Below are 16599 nucleotides of genomic sequence, written 5' to 3'. Positions count from 1 at the left end.
ACCGCCGTGCTTCACCTTGACGTCAACGTCACCTAATGATTTTTTCCTTTTTTCAATGAGATGAGCCGGGCTTTTTGATGGCTTGCACAACGCGTTTTGCAGTTGTGCAATGCGGCACGCTCAGGTAAGAATAGCCGGATTGCCTATAGAAAATATCAATAACCATATTAGGGAGATCCAACGTGAAGATTGGTGCACCCAAGGAGCTCGCCCAGGGGGAAGCGCGTGTTGCGCTGACGCCTGATAGTGCGCAGTTCATCCAGAAGCTTGGACACGAATGTCTTGTCGAATCCGGCGCCGGCGCGGCGGCCGGGTTCGATGACGACGCCTATCGCAATGCCGGGGTGACGGTGGTCGACGGCGCGGATGCGCTGTGGCAGGCCGCCGAAATCGTGATCAAGGTGCGCGAGCCGAACGAGGCGGAAGCCGATCGGCTGCGCGAGGGCCAGACCCTGATCAGCTTCTTCTGGCCGGCTCAGAACGAAGCGCTGCTGGAGCGCTGCCGGGCCAAGGGCGCGACCGTGGTGGCCATGGACATGGTGCCGCGGATCTCGCGGGCGCAGAAGATGGACGCGCTATCGTCGATGGCCAATATCGCCGGCTACCGGGCGGTGATCGAGGCGGGCAACCACTTCGGACGCTTCTTCACCGGCCAGGTCACTGCGGCGGGCAAGGTGCCGCCGGCCAAGGTGCTGGTGATCGGCGCGGGCGTGGCCGGCCTTGCCGCCATCGGCACGGCGACCAGTCTCGGTGCCGTGGTACGCGCCTTCGACGTGCGTCCCGAGGTAGCCGAGCAGATCGAGTCGATGGGCGCCGAGTTCCTGTTCCTCGACTTCGAGGAGGCCCAGGACGGCTCCGGTACCGGTGGCTACGCCGCACCCTCGAGCCCCGAGTTCCGCGAGAAGCAGCTGGCGCTGTTCCGCGAGCAGGCCCCCGAGGTCGACATCGTCATCACCACCGCGCTGATCCCGGGCCGCCCGGCGCCCAAGCTGTGGCTCGAGGAGATGGTCAAGGCGATGAAGCCGGGGTCGGTGATCGTCGACCTGGCCGCCGAGAAGGGCGGCAACTGCGATCTCACCGTGCCGAACGAGAAGGTGGTCACCGACAACGGCGTGACCGTTGTCGGTTACACCGACTTCCCGTCGCGCATGGCGACCCAGTCGTCGCTGCTCTACGCCACCAACATTCGCCACATGCTCACCGATCTGACGCCGGCGAAGGACGGCGCGATCGTGCACGACATGGAAGACGACGTGATCCGCGGGGCCACCGTCACGCACCAGGGCGAGATCACCTTCCCGCCGCCGCCGCCGAAGGTAAAGGCCATTGCCGCGGCCAAGCCCAAGGAGAAGGTCAAGGAGCCGACGCCCGAGGAGAAGCGTGCCGCCGAGCATGCCGCCTTCAAGGCCCAGACCAAGCGCCAGGTGACCCTGCTCGGGGTCGGCGGTGCGCTGATGCTGCTGCTGGGCCAGATCGCCCCGGCCTCGTTCATGCAGCACTTCATTGTCTTCGTGCTGGCCTGCTTCGTCGGCTTCCAGGTGATCTGGAACGTCAGCCACTCGCTGCATACACCGTTGATGGCGGTGACCAATGCCATCTCCGGCATCATCATCCTGGGGGCCGTGCTGCAGATCGGTTCAGGTAACTGGCTCGTCGTGCTGTTGGCGGCAGTGTCGGTGCTGATCGCCACCATCAACATCGTGGGGGGCTTCCTGGTCACCCGCCGCATGTTGGCCATGTTCCAGAAATCCTGAGCGCCGGAGACAAGTCATGTTGGCACAAGGTTTTGTATCGGCCGCGGCTATCGCGGCAAGTGTCCTCTTCGTGCTCTCCCTAGGCGGGCTGAGCAATCAGGAGAAGGCCAAGCGGGCGGTGTGGTATGGCATCGTCGGTATGGGCGTGGCGGTGCTGTTCACCGCCCTGGGCCCGGGGATCGGCCACTACTGGCTGATGATCCCGATGATCGCAATCGGTTCGGTGATCGGCTGGTACGTAGCCAAGCGGGTGGCCATGACCGAGATGCCGCAGCTGGTGGCGGCGCTGCACAGCTTCGTCGGCCTGGCCGCGGTGTTCGTGGCCTGGAACGCCGATCTCGAGCGGCGCCGCGTGATGGCCGCCCAGGCGCTTGGTGCGGGGTACCAGGAGTTTTCCGCCTTTGCCGCCCTGGTGGCGACCAAGGCCCCCGACGAGCTGATGTTCCTGCAGATCGAGGTGGTGTTCGCCATCTTCATCGGCGCGGTGACCTTCACCGGCTCGGTGATCGCCTTCGGCAAGCTGGCGGGCAAGGTCGACGGCAAGCCGCAGCAGCTGCCCGGTGGGCACATGCTCAACGCCGGTGCCGCGGCGCTGTCGCTGCTGCTGGCCATTCTCTATCTCAACGGGGCGGGCTTCTGGACGCTGCTGCTGCTGGCGGTGCTGTCGTTCTTCATCGGCTGGCACCTGATCATGGGCATCGGTGGCGCCGACATGCCGGTGGTGGTGTCGATGCTCAACAGCTACTCCGGCTGGGCGGCGGCGGCGATCGGCTTCACCCTCTCCAATGACCTGCTGATCGTCACCGGCGCGCTGGTCGGCTCCTCGGGGGCGATTCTCTCCTACATCATGTGTCGGGCGATGAACCGCAACTTCGTCAGCGTCATCCTGGGCGGTTTCGGCGGCACCCAGGGGCCGGCCGCCGAGATCGAGGGCGAGCAGGTGGCGATCGATGCCGCCGGCGTGGCGAGCACGCTGAACAACGCCGACAGCGTGATCATCGTGCCGGGCTACGGCATGGCCGTGGCTCAGGCTCAGAACGCCGTCAGCGAGCTGGTGCGCAAGCTGCGCTCGGCCGGCAAGGAAGTACGCTTCGCCATCCACCCGGTGGCCGGGCGTTTGCCGGGACACATGAACGTGCTGCTGGCCGAGGCGCGGGTGCCCTACGACATCGTGCTGGAGATGGACGAGATCAACGATGACTTCCCTAAGACCGACGTGGTGATCGTCATCGGCTCCAACGACATCGTCAACCCGGCGGCCCAGGACGACCCCAACAGCCCCATCGCCGGCATGCCGGTGCTCGAGGTGTGGAAGTCCAGCGTGGTGTTCGTGTGCAAGCGGGGCCAGGGTACCGGCTACTCCGGCATCGAGAACCCGCTGTTCTACAAGGAGAACACGCGGATGTTCTACGGTGACGCCCGAGAGAGCATCGACTCCCTGCTGTCGCTGATCGACTGAGGCGCTCGCGAGACCCTGACCTCGCGCCGAGCGTTGGTGTGAATGCCCCCGCAAGGGGGCATTCTTCGTTACACTCAGGGCAATTTCTTCCGTTTCATGACCGATTTCGCGGGGCAGACATGGCAGACGAACCCATGCGGGTAGCAGTTCTAGGGGGCGGCAGCTTCGGTACCGCGCTGGCGAGCATCGCCGCCGACAATGGCAACAGGGTATGCCAGTGGTTGCGCGACCCCGAGCTGGCTGCCCAGATCAACTGCGAGCATCGCAATTCGCGCTACCTGCCGGACTACGCCATCAACCCGGCGGTGCGCGCCTCCAGCGACATGGGTGAAGTGCTCGAGGGCGCCGAGCTGGTGCTGGTGGCGATTCCCTCCCAGGCCTTTCGTGACGTGGTGCGCCAGGCGCGGCCATGGCTCAATGCCGACCAGATCCTGGTCAGTACCACCAAGGGCATCCAGGAGGAAGGCTTCAAGCTAATGAGCCAGATCCTCGAGGAGGAGACCGGCTTTGCCCACATCGGCGTGATTTCCGGCCCGAACCTGGCCACCGAGATCGCGCAGAAGCAGCTCACCGCCACCGTGGTGGCCAGCGACGATGCACTGACCCGCACCCGCGTGCAGCAGGCGCTGAGCTGCGACTACTTCCGGGTCTATGCCAGCAACGACCGCTACGGCGTCGAGCTCGGCGGTGCGCTGAAGAACATCTATGCCATCGCCGCCGGCATGGCGGCGGCGCTGGGCATGGGTGAGAACACCCGCAGCATGCTCATGACCCGGGCGCTGGCCGAAATGGGTCGCTTCGCCGTGAGCCTGGGCGCCAACCCCATGACCTTCCTTGGTCTTGCCGGGGTGGGCGACCTGATCGTGACCTGCTCCTCGCAGCTCTCGCGCAACTATCGCGTGGGCTATGCCCTGGGCCAGGGCAAGAACCTTGACGAGGCAGTAGCGGCCCTGGGCCAGGTCGCCGAGGGGGTCAACACCGTGCGCCTGGTACGCGACAAGGCGCGGGCGGACGGCGTCTACATGCCGCTGGCCGAGGGGCTCTACCAGGTGCTCTTCGAGGGCGTGCCGGCACGCGAGATGGCGCGCATGCTGATGCGCGGCGAGCAGAGCAGCGACGTGGAGTTCGTGCTGCCGCGGGAAGCCGTGCAGCAGGCCCATCGCCGCGTCGAGGCGGGCGAGGCCAAGCCATGATGCGGCTGTTCGTGATGCGCCATGGCGATGCCGGGCCGGGCTATCCCGACCGTGCCCGCGAGCTGAGCGAACGCGGCCATGCCGAGGCGCAGCGCATGGCCGCCTGGCTGGCACGGGAGCTGTCGGGCGGGGCGCGGCTGTACACCAGCCCCTACCTGCGTGCGCGGCAGACCGCGGCGCACCTGGCCGCCGAACTGGGCGTCGAGCCCGAGTCGCTGCCGATCATCACGCCAGACGACCCGCCCCAGGCGGTCTGCGACTGGCTGCTGGAAGGCCAGGCGGTGCTGCCGCGGATCCTGGTCAGCCATATGCCGCTGGTCGGGGCGTTGACCGGGCTGTTGAGCGAAGGGCGCGCCGAGCGTGGTCTGGGCTTTCCCACCGCCGGTGTGGCCGAGCTGGAAGGCGAGGTGTGGGCCGCAGGCTGCGCGCGCCTGCTACGCTTCATGACACCTACCGACATTCGCTGAAAGGGACGTCACCATGCGCTTCATCGTCAATAATCGCGTCGCGGTCCTGCCGGGCTACGAGGAGGACTTCGAGGCGCGCTTTCGCGCCCGTGCCGGGGAAATCGACAAGCAGCCGGGCTTCGTCGCCATGCGCGTGCTGCGCCCGCTGGGCAACCAGGCGCCTTATGTCGTGGAAACCGAGTGGGAGAGCCAGGAGGCCTTTCGCGCCTGGGTCGGCAGCGATGACTTCAAGCGTGCCCACGCCAACCCCATGCCCAAGGAAGCCGTCGGCGAGGGCGGCGGCCTGGAGCAGTTCGAGGTAATTATCCGCACCGACCACTAAGCCGTTTCCTAGATCCAGCCGGCCACCTTCAGGGTGAACACCCCGAGGGTGATGGTCAGGCTGGCCATCAGGGTGGTCAGCGCGATGATGTTGGCAGACAGCGCGGCGTTACCGCCCATCGCCTTCACCATCACGAAGCTGGCGGCCGCCGTGGGGCTGGCGAAGAACAGGAACAGCACGCCCAGCTCGCGCCCCTGGAAGCCGACCAGCCAGGCCGCCAGAGTGGCCGCCAGCGGCAGCGTAACCATCTTCATCAGGCTGGCGCCTGTGGCCAGCCGCCCGGACTCCAGGATTGAACCCAGCGACAGGGTGGCGCCGATGCAGATCAGCGCCAGCGGCAGGGTCAGCGAGGCGAAGTACTCGCCCGAGGTCATCAGCCAACCCGGCAGGCGCAGCTCCAAGGCGGCTACCGGCACCGCGGCGACCACCGATAGGATCAGCGGGTTGCGCACGATATGGTGGATGATGCTGCGCCAGTCGGCGCTCTTGCCCTCCTGGTAGGTGGCTAGGGCGATCACCGAAAAGGCGTTATAGGTGAGGATCACCACACCCAGCAGCAGCCCCCCGGCGGAGAGCCCGTAGTCACCGTACATGCCGGCAGCCAGGGCCAGGCCGACGATGCCGCAGTTGCCGCGAAAGGCGCCCTGCACATAGACGCCGCGGTCGACGTAGGGCACACGCAGGATGGCCCAGCCCCAGGCCAGCAGGAAGCTGCCCAAGGTGGCCAGTGCGAAGAAGCCGAGCAGGGCGGGGTTGAGCGTCGCGTCAAGGTCGGCCTTGATAATGCTGAGGAAGATCAGCGTCGGCATGGTGGCCTTGAACACCAGGCTCGAGGCGGTGGCAATGAAGGCCTGGTCGATCCAGCCCAGTCGCTTGAGGCCCAGGCCGATGAAGACCATGGCGAATACCGGCAGGGTGACTTCCAGCGTGGCAAGAAAGAGCGCGGAGAGACTCATGTCAGCGAGCCAGCCACAGGTCGACGATAAGGGCGGCGATCACGGTAATGAAGAACACACGATTGCGCACGCGGGTATCGCGCCGGGGTTTGGGGGGACGTGACATGCAAGAGCTCCAGGGCAGGGCGGTGAACATTGGGTCGGAGGTCGACTTGGCGCGATAGAGTAAACCCGTTAGCCTGCTATCGCCACCGGCGATAGCCTCGTCTCCTTCTGGAATCCTGAACATGAACGAACACGCCTGTTCCGGGCGGCCACGCCTGGTCTTCGCTCACGCCAACGGCTTTCCCGGCATGAGCTATCGTAGCCTGCTGACCCCGCTGCGGGCGCGCTTCGACATCCATCCGGTGGACCGGCTGGGGCACCATCCGAGCTACCCGGTGGGGCCCAACTGGCTGGCCCTGCGCGATGAACTGCTTGAGCATGTGATGGATGAAAGCGGCCCGGTCATCGGCGTCGGCCACTCCATGGGCGGTGTGCTGATGGCGATGGCCGCCGAGCAGGCCCCCGAGCGGTTCCGCTGTGTGGTGATGCTCGATCCGCCGCTGATGCTGGGGCTGGATGCCTGGAGCATGAAGCTGGCCAAGCGCTTCGGCTTCGTCGACCGCGTGACGCCCGCGGGCAAGTCGAAGGGGCGCCGTACCGCCTGGCCCACCCGCGACGCCATGGCCAACCACCTGCGCCGCCGCGGCCTGTTCCGGCGCTTCACGCCCGAGGCGCTGCAGGACTACGTGGAGGGCGGCACGCGGCTGCGCGACGACGGCGCCGCCGAGCTGGTCTATGACGCGGCGATCGAGACCGAAATCTTCCGCCACCTGCCCGATCATCTTACCCGGCTGCCGCGGCGGCTGCAGGTACCCTTCGGCCTGCTGGCGGGCAGCGAGTCGGACCTGATCACGCCCAAGCGACGGCGGCGGCTCGAGCGCCACGGCATTGCCGTGCGCTTGGTGCCGGGTACCCATATGTTTCCCATGGAGCACCCGGACGAGACCCGCAGCGCCCTGCTGGCCATCCTCGACGACCTGCTAGGAGCCTCACGATGACGGCACCGCAAGCGCTACGCCTGGCCCAGGGGCGGCTAGCCGGCCTGGCCTGGGGCGACCGGGAGGCGCCGACCTGGCTGGCGCTGCACGGCTGGCTCGACAACGCGGCGAGCTTCACGCGCCTGGCGCCGCTGCTGGTCGAGCGCCTTGGTGTTCGCATCGTCGCGCTGGACTTCGCCGGCCATGGCCATTCCGAGCATCGTGAAGGCGACTATGCCCTGTGGGACTATTGCCACGATCTGCTCGATGCCGCCGACTCCCTGGGGCTTGAGCGGCTCTCGCTGCTGGCCCATTCGATGGGTGCCGGGGTGGCTTGCCTGACCGCCGCGGCGCTGCCCGAGCGGGTCGAGCGGCTGATGCTGATCGACGGCCTGGGGTCGGTCACCACACCGGCCGAGGGCTGTGCCAGCCAGCTGCGCAAGGGGCTGGAAGCGGCCAGGCGTCCGCGCTCGGCGGCGCCGCGCTATCCTGATGCAAGAACGGCTGTCGCAGCGCGAGTGGCCGGAGGCGTGACGCCGATCGATGCCGAAACCGCGACGCCGCTGGTCGAGCGCAACCTGGCGCGGGATGGCGAGGGGCATGTGCGCCTACGTACCGATGGCCGGCTGCTGTGGCCCTCGCCGGTACGGCTTTGCCCCGAGCAGACCCTGGCCCTGCTCGGCGCGATCCCGGCGCCGGTTTTGCTGATCGAAGGAGAAACGGGCATCCTCGGCGAGCGGGAGCCGGCCAGGGCCGCCCGAGCGGCGGTGCCGCGGCTGACACGGAAGGTGCTGGCCGGCGGGCATCACCTGCACCTGGAGCCCGCCCATGCGCCGGCCGTGGCCGAGGCCGTGGCGGCCTGGCTGGCGCGATAGCCAAGCGCATGACGACAAGGAGCGGCGCAATGAGCAGCAGGCAGGCGGTAGAGTTGGGCAAGCGCGTGGCGCTAACCCTGGGCAGCGGCGGGGCGCGCGGCTACGCGCACATCGGCGTGATCGAGGTACTGGAGCAGCGGGGCTACGAGATCGTCGCGCTCTCGGGCTGTTCGATGGGCTCGGTCATCGCTGGGGTCTATGCCGCTGGGCAGCTCGAAGCCTACCGCGACTGGGTCTGCCAGCTCGACTATTTCGACGTGCTGAAGCTGGTTGATGTCACCTTCAGCCCGATGGGGGCCATGCGCGGCAACAAGGTGATGAGCAAGCTCGAGGAGCTAGTCGGCGACATCCAGATCGAGGACCTGCCGATTCCCCTCACCACCGTGGCCACCGACCTGGCGCGCCAGCGCGAAGTGTGGTTCCAGTCGGGCTCGCTGCTGCGGGCCATTCGCGCCTCCATCGCCATTCCGGGGGTCATCACGCCGGTGCATGTCGGCGACAGCACCCTGGTCGATGGCGGCCTGCTCAACCCCTTGCCGATCACCCCGACGGTCTCGGCCCACGCGGACATGCTGCTGGCCGTCAACGTGACCGCCCACAGCGCGCGGCCGGTGTCGCTGGAGGATCTGCTGCCGGCCGAGGAGGAGCCCGCGATGGAAGCCGAAGCCGCGGCCAAGGGTTGGATGGACGTGCGCGGTGCGACCCGCTGGCTGTTCGAGGGGCTGGGAGGAGATGCCGAAGGGGAGCCTGACGGCGGTCGGCGTGGCCGGGCAGCCAGCGCCGGGCGGGCCTGGGGCCGGCTCGACATGATCCTGGCCTCGTTCGACATCACCCAGGCCTCATTGGCCAAGTACAAGGTTGCCGGCTATCCGCCGGACGTGTTGATCGAGGTGCCCAAGACGGTCTGCGGCGCCTTCGAGTTCCACCGCGCCGATGCGTTGATTCGTCTGGGACGCCACCTGGCCCTTGAGGCGCTGGACCGCTACGAGGGGCGCACGCACAGCGGCGATGGGGGCAGCGGCGGGATGATCGTCGAGCCGCCGCAGATGCCTGCCGACCACCAGTCGGGTGGAGGTACCGGCTAGGTTTACGTGGCTAAGCGTTCTGCCCGCGGCGGCGCAGCAGCACATAGACGGCGCCGGTACCCCCTTCGATCTCCCGTGCCGAGCAGAACGCCAGCACCGCGGGCCATTCGCGCAGCCAGGCGTTGACGTGGCTCTTGATCACCGGGTAATCCGCCGTGCTGCCCCACGCCTTGCCGTGCACCACCAGCACGCAGCGCATGCGGCTGCCCACCGCTTCCTTGAGAAAGCCTTCCAGCTCCAGGCGCGCCTCGTCGAGGCTGTAGCCGTGCAGATCGAGGCCCGCCTCCCAGGCGATCTGGCCGCGCTTGAGCTGGCTGCGGGTGCGGTAGGGCAGGTCGGGCAGGGCGAAGTCGAGGAATTCCGATGGCCGCACCGGCTCCACGCGGCCGTCGCTGGTGCGGCTGGCGCTCTCGGAGGTGTCCGCCGCCACCGCCGCCGCGCGACGCTCGGCGGCCGCCGGGTCATGGCGCCGCGGCCGCCCCGGGTCGGCACGGTTGACGGCAATGCGGCGCACGCCGGCTTCGCGCAGCGCCTGGCGGAAGGCGTTGGCGTCGTCATCATCGTCGGGCGGCTGGCGCTGGGTCATGGTAGCTCGTCTGCTGTCGTCGAGCGGCCCAGTATAACGGCCTGAGCCTGGCTGTGAACCGCCAGCCGCCGCGGGTACAATCGAGGCATCGACCCTAAACGACCTGCGCAGGACCTTTCGTGGCCAACTCCCCCTTCGACTCCCGCTCGACCCTCACCCTGGATGACGACGTGCTGTGTCGCGATCTCGTCACCCTGCGCGACTTCCTGCGCTGGGCGGCCAGCGAGTTCCACCTGGCCGGGCTGTTCCACGGCCACGGCACCGATTCCCCCTGGGACGAAGCCGTGGCGCTGACGCTGGGCGCCCTTCACCTGCCGTGGAACATTGACCCGGGTGTGCTCGAGGCGCGCCTGCTGCCCCTGGAGCGAGCGCGAATTGTCGGCCTGGTGCGCGAGCGTATCGCCAGTCGCAAGCCGCTGCCCTATCTGCTCGGCGAGGCGTTTTTCGCCGGTTTCCCGTTCGATGTCGACGAGCGCGTGCTGATTCCTCGTTCGCCCATCGCCGAGCTGATCGAGAGCGGTTTCGAGGCCTGGTTCCCCGAGGAGCCGCCGGCGCGGGTGCTCGATCTCTGCACGGGCTCCGGCTGCATCGGTATCGCCACTGCGCTGCATCTGCCCACCTGCGAGGTGGATCTCTCCGACGTTAGCGCCGATGCGCTGGCGGTGGCGCGGCAGAACATCCAGCGCCACGACCTGGGTCTGCGGGTGCGCGCGGTGCTCTCCGACCTGTTCGAGGGGCTGGCCGGCCAGCGCTACGACCTGATCCTCTCCAACCCGCCCTATGTGGATGCCCACGACCTGGCCACCATGCCCGCTGAGTATCGCCACGAGCCGGCGCTGGCGCTGGGCGCCGGTGCCGACGGACTCGACGTGGTACGCCGCATCCTGCGTGAGGCGCGGCAGTATCTCACCGATGACGGCGTGCTGGTCGTCGAGGTGGGTAACTCCGATCGCCACCTGGAGGCGGCCTTCCCCGAGGTGCCCTTCGTGTGGCTCGACTTCGAGCGCGGCGGTCAGGGCGTGTTCGCCCTCACTGCCGCAGAACTCGACGCCCACGCGGCGTCCTTCGCCTGATCCCCCTTCACGATATCGGGAGGCACGTCCATGTCCGGCAACACCTTCGGCAAGCTGTTCACCGTCACCACTTTCGGCGAGAGCCACGGCCCGGCGCTGGGCGCCATCGTCGACGGCTGCCCGCCCGGGCTGCCGCTCAGCGAGGCTGATCTGCAGCACGATCTCGATCGTCGCCGCCCCGGCACCTCGCGACACACCACCCAGCGCCGCGAGCCCGACCAGGTGCGCATCCTCTCCGGCGTGTTCGAGGGCGTGACCACCGGCACCTCGATCGGCCTGCTGATCGAGAACACCGACCAGCGCTCCAAGGACTACGGCAATATCAAGGAGCAGTTCCGTCCCGCCCACGCCGACTACACCTATCACCACAAGTACGGCATCCGCGACTATCGCGGCGGCGGACGCTCCAGCGCCCGGGAAACCGCCATGCGCGTTGCCGCCGGCGCCATTGCCAAGAAGTACCTGGCCGGCCAGGGCATTACCGTGCGCGGCTACATGAGCCAGCTCGGCCCCATCGAGATCGCCTTCAAGCAGTGGGAGACGGTCAACGACAATCCTTTCTTCTGCCCCGACCCGGCACGCGTGCCCGAACTCGAAGCCTTTATGGATCAGCTGCGCCGCGACCAGGACTCGGTAGGTGCGAAGATCACCGTGGTGGCCGAAGGCGTGCCGCCGGGGCTGGGCGAGCCGGTGTTCGACCGCCTCGATGCCGAGCTGGCCCACGGCCTGATGAGCATCAATGCGGTGAAGGGGGTGGAGATCGGTGACGGCTTCGCCGCGGTGGCGCAGCGTGGCAGCGAGCATCGCGACGAGCTGACGCCGCAGGGCTTTCTCTCCAACCACGCCGGTGGCGTACTCGGTGGCATCTCCAGTGGCCAGGCGATCGTGGCGCACCTGGCGCTCAAGCCCACCTCTAGCATCACGCTGCCCGGGCGCAGCATCGACGTGCACGGCAACCCGGTCGAGGTGGTGACCAAGGGACGCCACGACCCTTGCGTTGGTATCCGCGCCACGCCGATTGCCGAGGCGATGATGGCGCTGACCCTGATGGATCACCTGCTGCGCCACCGCGCGCAGAACGCCGAGGTGCGGGTCGCCACGCCGGTTTTGCGTTGAGCGAGGCTGTATGTTGCTACACTGTTGGGAAACACCTGCGCAGGAGCTGGCATGAAGATCAACGTCGAATTTGACCTGACCCCGGAAGAGTTTCGTCGCTCGCTGGGGCTGCCCGATGTCGAGGCCTTCCAGAAGGATCTGCTCGAGCGTATCTACAAGCAGATGGAGTCGGGGGCGGAGGGGTACGACCCGATGAGCCTGATGCAGCCGTTCCTGCAGCAGGGGCTGTCGCAGAACATGACCCAAGGGCTGTCGCAGGGGCTTTCGCAGGGCCTGGCGAGCTTCGGTACCTACCAGCAGATGATGCTCGACATGCTGCGCCAGGCGGGCAGCGCTTCCGGCCAGGCGGCGTCGAAGTCGGCGGAAGGGGAGGCGTCGGCTGCCGCGGCCGACCAGCCGGCGTCAGGCCGAGCCAAGGCGGCCAGTGCCCGCTCGCGGTCGCGACGCTCCGAATAGGTTTTGCATGCGGCAGCCGCGGTAGGGAAATGAGGTTGCGGCCAAGGCGGCGTCAGGCTACGCTTTGTGCGGTGCAGCATGAGACGCTCGACTTGACTGCGATAGCTGCGCCCGCATGCAACGGCCCACAGGAGGTTACCCACCATGCAGGACAAGATGCTCGACAACTTCAATCAGCAGACTCGCCGGTTCTTCGAACCCATGCGCAAGCTGAACTCCGTCATGCTCGGCAACATGGAAAAGATGACCGAGTACCAGCTCGAGGCCATGAAGCGCTATAGCCAGTTGGGCACCGAGCGCATGCGCAGCGCGTCTGAGATCAAGGACGTGCGCGACCTGCAGGAGTTCGGCGCGCAGCAGGTAGAGATGATGCGCGAGCTCTCGCAGCAGATGATGGAAGACGCGCAGGCCATGGGCGAAATGAGCCAGCAGTTCCGCTCCGAGCTGGAAAAGCTGTTCGGCGAAGTCAGCCAGCAGCTCAGCGAGCAGGCACCGGCCAGCGGTGGCACCGCCAAGGAAGACGAGGCGAGCAAGCCCGACGCGCCCGCCAAGGCCAACAGCCAGGCTTCCCGCAAGAGCTGAGATCGAAGAAACCGCCGTTCGGCCAGGCGCCGGCGGCAGCGCTGCCTCCATGACCAACGATGACAATGAGCATGGGGGCGGCTCGCATTCGTGAGGCACTGCGCACCATCGGTAGCGTGGCGCCGCCCGTCAGGGCGCTATCGATCAGGGCGTTATTTGATTACGGCGCTAAAGATCTGGGCGTTATCGAGAAACAGGAGGGGGGCAGAATGCAGTCAGGGTTGGAAGTGACATCCCAGGCCGAGCTGGACGAATGGAACACGCAGCTCAAGGAGATCGGCCAGCAGTACCAGGCGCTGATGCAGGAGATGCTCGAACGCATGACCCCTGATTCGGCGGCCGACTCCATCAAGGGTGAGATGTGCGAGGCATTCAAGGCCGGCGCCGAGTCGCTGACCCGCAGCCCCCAGCTGCTGTGGCAGACCCAGACACGCCTGCTGCAGGACCAGTACCAGCTGTGGCAGCAGGGGCTGCGCTTGCTGTCGGGCGAAGCGATTGAGCCGCTGGTGGCCCCGCCCAAGGGGGATCGACGCTTCAAGGACGACGCCTGGAACCAGGACCCTTACTACCGCGCCATCATGCAGCAGTACCTGCTGTTCTCGCGCACGGTGGAGGAGCTTGTCGAACAGCTCGAAGGCCTGTCCGAGAAGCAGAAGCGCAATCTGGCGTTCTATGCCCGCCAGGTCGTCAATGCCATGGCGCCGACCAACTTCATCACCACCAATCCGGAGGTGATGCGACGCACGCTGGAGACCAAGGGCCAAAACTTGGTCAGCGGCCTCAATCAGCTGCGCCAGGACCTGGCCAACTCCTCCGACGGCCTCAACGTGGTGATGACCGACCGCAGCGCCTTCGAGATCGGTCGCAACATCGCGGTGACTCCGGGGCACGTGGTCTATGAGAACGAACTGATCCAGTTGATCCAGTACACGCCTAGCACCGAGACGGTGTTCAAGACCCCGCTGCTGATCGTGCCGCCCTGGATCAACAAGTACTACATCCTCGACCTGCGCCAGGACAACTCCTTCGTCAAGTGGCTGGTGGACCAGGGCCACACGGTCTTCCTGATCTCGTGGCGCAACCCCGGCCCCGAGCAGCGCGACCTGACTTGGGCCGACTATATGCAGATGGGGCCGATCAGCGCCATGGATGCCATCGAGCAGGCCTGCGGCGAGAAGTCGGTCAATGTGGTCAGCTACTGCATCGGCGGCACTCTGACCGCCTCCACGGTGGCCTATCTCACCAGCACCCGGCGGGCGCGCAAGGTGAAGTCCGTGACCTACATGGCCACGCTGCAGGACTTCCGCGACCCCGGCGAACTCGGCGTGCTGCTCAGTGAACCGATCCTCAACGGGCTCGAGGCGCGCATGGCCGAGGCCGGCTACCTGGACGGCCGCTCCATGGCCTACACCTTCAACCTGCTGCGCGAGAATGACCTGTTCTGGTCGTTCTACGTCAGCAACTACCTGAAGGGCGAGAACCCGGCACCGTTCGACCTGCTGTACTGGAACTCCGACGGCACCAACCTGCCGGCCGGCACCCATGGCTGGTACCTGCGCCACATGTACCTGGAGAATCGGCTGGTGGAGCCCGGCGGGATCGAGCTCGACGGCGTGCGCATCGACCTGCGCAAGATCTCCACGCCGAGCTATTTCGTCTCGACCCGTGAAGACCACATCGCCAAGTGGAACAGTACCTACTACGGTGCGCTGCTGCCCAAGGGGCCGGTCACCTTCGTGCTGGGCGGCTCCGGTCACATCGCCGGTGTCGTCAACCCGCCGCACAAGAACAAGTATGGCTACTGGACCAACGATTCACTGCCCGAGACCCACGAGGCCTGGCTCGAGGGGGCGAAAGCCAACGAGGGCTCTTGGTGGCCGCACTGGCAGCAGTGGATGACCGACAACGGCTATGCCGATGCGGCCAAGCGGGTGCCGGCCCGCCAGCCGGGTGACGGCGAGCTGCCGCTGCTGGAAGAGGCGCCGGGGCGCTATGTGCGCATGACCATCCCCGAGGTGCTCGGCGAGGTGGCTGCGTCGGACGGCGCCTGAGCCCTGAGCCAGCGCCGTTCGCGGCGACAGCCGCAGCGGCAGCGCATAATAAACAAGGCCCACCAAGCGGTGGGCCTTGCTGCTATAAGGGCGCCTGCAATCACTGAACCTGCGGCTGGGGCTGCTTCCTGTTGTGCAGGCCCAGCAGCATCAGTAGGGCGGAGAGCAGCCAGACCGGCACGCTGCCGGTGCGCGTGAACGGAGTGAGGCCTTGCATGGGCACGGCTTCACCGACCAGCGCGGCGGTCTCGAACTGGGGAAGCCGCGCGGTGACGCGCCCCGTTGGGTCGATGATGGCGGTTACGCCGTTGCTGGTGGCGCGCACCACGTAGCGGCCATTCTCCAGTGCGCGCAGGCGTGCCATTTGCATGTGCTGCAGGGGGCCGATCGACTCGCCGAACCAGGTGTCGTTGGAGACCGTCAGCAGCAGCTCGGCGTTGATGGCGCGCCTCGCCACCAGGTCGGCGTAGATGATCTCGTAGCAGATGGCGTTGCCGATCACCGTGCCGGCGGCGCGTATCGGCAGCTGTCCGCTTGGCCCCGGCGTCATGGCCGGCATCGGCAGGTCGAAGAAGGCGATGGTGCCACGCAGCCAGCGCTCCAGGGGCAGGTATTCGCCGAAGGGCACCAGGTGCTCCTTGCGATACTGGCCCTCGGCGTTGCCCACGCCGACGACGCTGTTGAAATAGCGGCCCTCATCGTCGCGCTGCAGGATGCCGGTGAGCAGCGCGCTGCCGGGGGCCAACTGGGCCTGAGCTCTGGCCAGCAGCGGTTCCGCCTCATCTTCGAACATCGGTAGGGCCGCCTCCGGCCAGACCACCAGGTCGATGTCGTCGGGCAGCTCGCGGGTCAGCTCCAGGTAGGTGTTGGCCGCGACGCGCCGGCCTTGCTCGGTCCACTTGATCTCTTGCGGCAGGTTGCCCTGCAGCAGCGCGATGCGCAGCGGTTCGCGGGCCGGTTCGGTCCATGCGGTCGGCAGCAGCAGCGGGGCGATCCACAGTGCCGCTACGGGGGCGGCGGCCCACCAGCGGCGGCGCAGGAATTCGACGCCAAGAGTGCCCGATAGCGCGGTGATCAACGACAGTGCGTAGACCCCGCCGATGGGCGCCCAGGCGGCCAGGGGTGAATCCACATGGGCGTTGCCCAGCAGCAGCCAGGGGAAGCCGGTGAACAGCCAGGTACGCAGCCATTCACCCAGCACCCAGGCGCCGGCAAAGGAGAGAAAGGCCAGGCGCGGCCCGCACAGCAGGCGATACAGCCACAGCGCCACGGCCACGAACAGCGCCATGGCGACCACGAACAGTGAGGTGAGGAACACCGCCAGGGGCATCCCGGTGTAGCCATAGTCGTGAATGGAAACATACACCCAGGAGGCGCCGGAGCCGAACAGGCCGATGCCGAACAGCCAGCCCTTTAGCGCCGCCTGCCCCGGGGTCAGTTGGTGAAAGCCCAGGTACATCAGGCCGACCGCTACCGGGCCGAGCCACCAGAGTTCGAAGGGCGAAGCGGTCAGGGTGACCAGCACCCCAGCGACCAGCGCCAGGAGATAACCGAGAGCCGGGGGGAATCGCGTTTCGGTCATGGGAGATCGTGGTTCCTTGT

Annotated in this window: 16 protein-coding genes; 13 read left to right on the top strand and 3 right to left on the bottom strand. The window is 66.9% G+C overall.

Features of this window, described 5'->3' with window-relative positions; translation table 11 throughout:
- Positions 1 to 182 precede the first annotated feature (182 nt).
- From ACT7B3_RS12530 to ACT7B3_RS12510, 5 genes are all read left to right on the top strand, one after another.
- Positions 183 to 1754 (top strand): Re/Si-specific NAD(P)(+) transhydrogenase subunit alpha, encoded by a 1572-nt coding sequence (locus tag ACT7B3_RS12530; RefSeq protein WP_445158159.1) that lies wholly within the window; start codon positions 183 to 185, stop codon positions 1752 to 1754.
- A gap of 16 nt (positions 1755 to 1770) precedes the next feature.
- The gene (locus ACT7B3_RS12525; protein ID WP_445158158.1) at positions 1771 to 3213 is read left to right on the top strand and encodes an NAD(P)(+) transhydrogenase (Re/Si-specific) subunit beta; all 1443 of its coding nucleotides are present in this window, start codon (positions 1771 to 1773) and stop codon (positions 3211 to 3213) included.
- A gap of 119 nt (positions 3214 to 3332) precedes the next feature.
- The gene (locus tag ACT7B3_RS12520; protein WP_445158157.1) at positions 3333 to 4406 is read left to right on the top strand and encodes an NAD(P)H-dependent glycerol-3-phosphate dehydrogenase; all 1074 of its coding nucleotides are present in this window, start codon (positions 3333 to 3335) and stop codon (positions 4404 to 4406) included.
- Positions 4403 to 4873 carry a phosphohistidine phosphatase SixA gene (sixA, locus tag ACT7B3_RS12515; protein ID WP_445158156.1) on the top strand — a complete coding sequence of 157 codons (471 nt, stop codon included), beginning with the start codon at positions 4403 to 4405 and terminating at the stop codon, positions 4871 to 4873. The genes ACT7B3_RS12520 and sixA overlap by 4 nt, the downstream gene beginning before the upstream one ends.
- 13 nt (positions 4874 to 4886) lie before the next feature.
- Positions 4887 to 5195 carry an antibiotic biosynthesis monooxygenase family protein gene (locus tag ACT7B3_RS12510; RefSeq protein WP_444677147.1) on the top strand — a complete coding sequence of 103 codons (309 nt, stop codon included), beginning with the start codon at positions 4887 to 4889 and terminating at the stop codon, positions 5193 to 5195.
- A gap of 8 nt (positions 5196 to 5203) precedes the next feature.
- Here the strand turns inward: ACT7B3_RS12510 and ACT7B3_RS12505 are convergent, their stop codons facing one another.
- A complete protein-coding gene (locus ACT7B3_RS12505; RefSeq protein WP_445158155.1) occupies positions 5204 to 6151 on the bottom strand; it encodes an AEC family transporter in 948 nt (315 codons plus the stop codon).
- 227 nt (positions 6152 to 6378) lie between these two features.
- On the opposite strand from ACT7B3_RS12505, the gene ACT7B3_RS12500 reads away from it, so the two are divergent.
- Genes ACT7B3_RS12500 through ACT7B3_RS12490 form a run of 3 tightly spaced genes read left to right on the top strand, consistent with a single transcriptional unit; the run spans position 6379 to position 9133 of the window.
- Positions 6379 to 7194: an alpha/beta fold hydrolase gene (locus ACT7B3_RS12500; protein WP_445158154.1), complete on the top strand. Its 816-nt coding sequence runs from the start codon at positions 6379 to 6381 to the stop codon at positions 7192 to 7194.
- A complete protein-coding gene (locus tag ACT7B3_RS12495) occupies positions 7191 to 8048 on the top strand; it encodes an alpha/beta hydrolase (RefSeq protein WP_445158153.1) in 858 nt (285 codons plus the stop codon). Before ACT7B3_RS12500 ends, ACT7B3_RS12495 begins: the two co-directional genes overlap by 4 nt.
- 29 nt (positions 8049 to 8077) lie before the next feature.
- Positions 8078 to 9133, top strand: coding sequence for a patatin-like phospholipase family protein (locus tag ACT7B3_RS12490; RefSeq protein WP_444677149.1), 1056 nt, complete (start codon positions 8078 to 8080; stop codon positions 9131 to 9133).
- Between the two features lie 10 nt (positions 9134 to 9143).
- On the opposite strand, the gene ACT7B3_RS12485 is transcribed toward ACT7B3_RS12490, so the two are convergent.
- Positions 9144 to 9719, bottom strand: coding sequence for a Smr/MutS family protein (locus tag ACT7B3_RS12485; protein ID WP_445158152.1), 576 nt, complete (start codon positions 9717 to 9719; stop codon positions 9144 to 9146).
- Positions 9720 to 9838: 119 nt separating this feature from the next.
- On the opposite strand from ACT7B3_RS12485, the gene prmB reads away from it, so the two are divergent.
- From prmB to phaC, 5 genes are all read left to right on the top strand, one after another.
- Complete coding sequence (prmB, locus tag ACT7B3_RS12480) at positions 9839 to 10792, top strand: 50S ribosomal protein L3 N(5)-glutamine methyltransferase (RefSeq protein WP_445158151.1); 954 nt, start codon at positions 9839 to 9841, stop codon at positions 10790 to 10792.
- Between the two features lie 30 nt (positions 10793 to 10822).
- Positions 10823 to 11908: a chorismate synthase gene (gene aroC / locus ACT7B3_RS12475; protein WP_445158150.1), complete on the top strand. Its 1086-nt coding sequence runs from the start codon at positions 10823 to 10825 to the stop codon at positions 11906 to 11908.
- A 51-nt stretch (positions 11909 to 11959) separates the two neighbouring features.
- Positions 11960 to 12364 (top strand): DUF6489 family protein, encoded by a 405-nt coding sequence (locus tag ACT7B3_RS12470; protein WP_445158149.1) that lies wholly within the window; start codon positions 11960 to 11962, stop codon positions 12362 to 12364.
- A gap of 144 nt (positions 12365 to 12508) precedes the next feature.
- Entirely contained in the window at positions 12509 to 12946 is a 438-nt protein-coding gene (locus ACT7B3_RS12465; RefSeq protein ID WP_444677151.1) for a phasin family protein, read from the top strand.
- A gap of 209 nt (positions 12947 to 13155) precedes the next feature.
- Positions 13156 to 14997, top strand: coding sequence for a class I poly(R)-hydroxyalkanoic acid synthase (phaC, locus tag ACT7B3_RS12460; RefSeq protein WP_445158148.1), 1842 nt, complete (start codon positions 13156 to 13158; stop codon positions 14995 to 14997).
- 100 nt (positions 14998 to 15097) lie between these two features.
- Here the strand turns inward: phaC and lnt are convergent, their stop codons facing one another.
- Positions 15098 to 16579 carry an apolipoprotein N-acyltransferase gene (lnt, locus tag ACT7B3_RS12455; protein ID WP_445158147.1) on the bottom strand — a complete coding sequence of 494 codons (1482 nt, stop codon included), beginning with the start codon at positions 16577 to 16579 and terminating at the stop codon, positions 15098 to 15100.
- Between the last annotated feature and the right edge of the window lie 20 nt (positions 16580 to 16599).

The organism is Halomonas sp. E14, from assembly GCF_052568415.1.
This window is presented reverse-complemented; position numbering and strand designations above follow the sequence as displayed.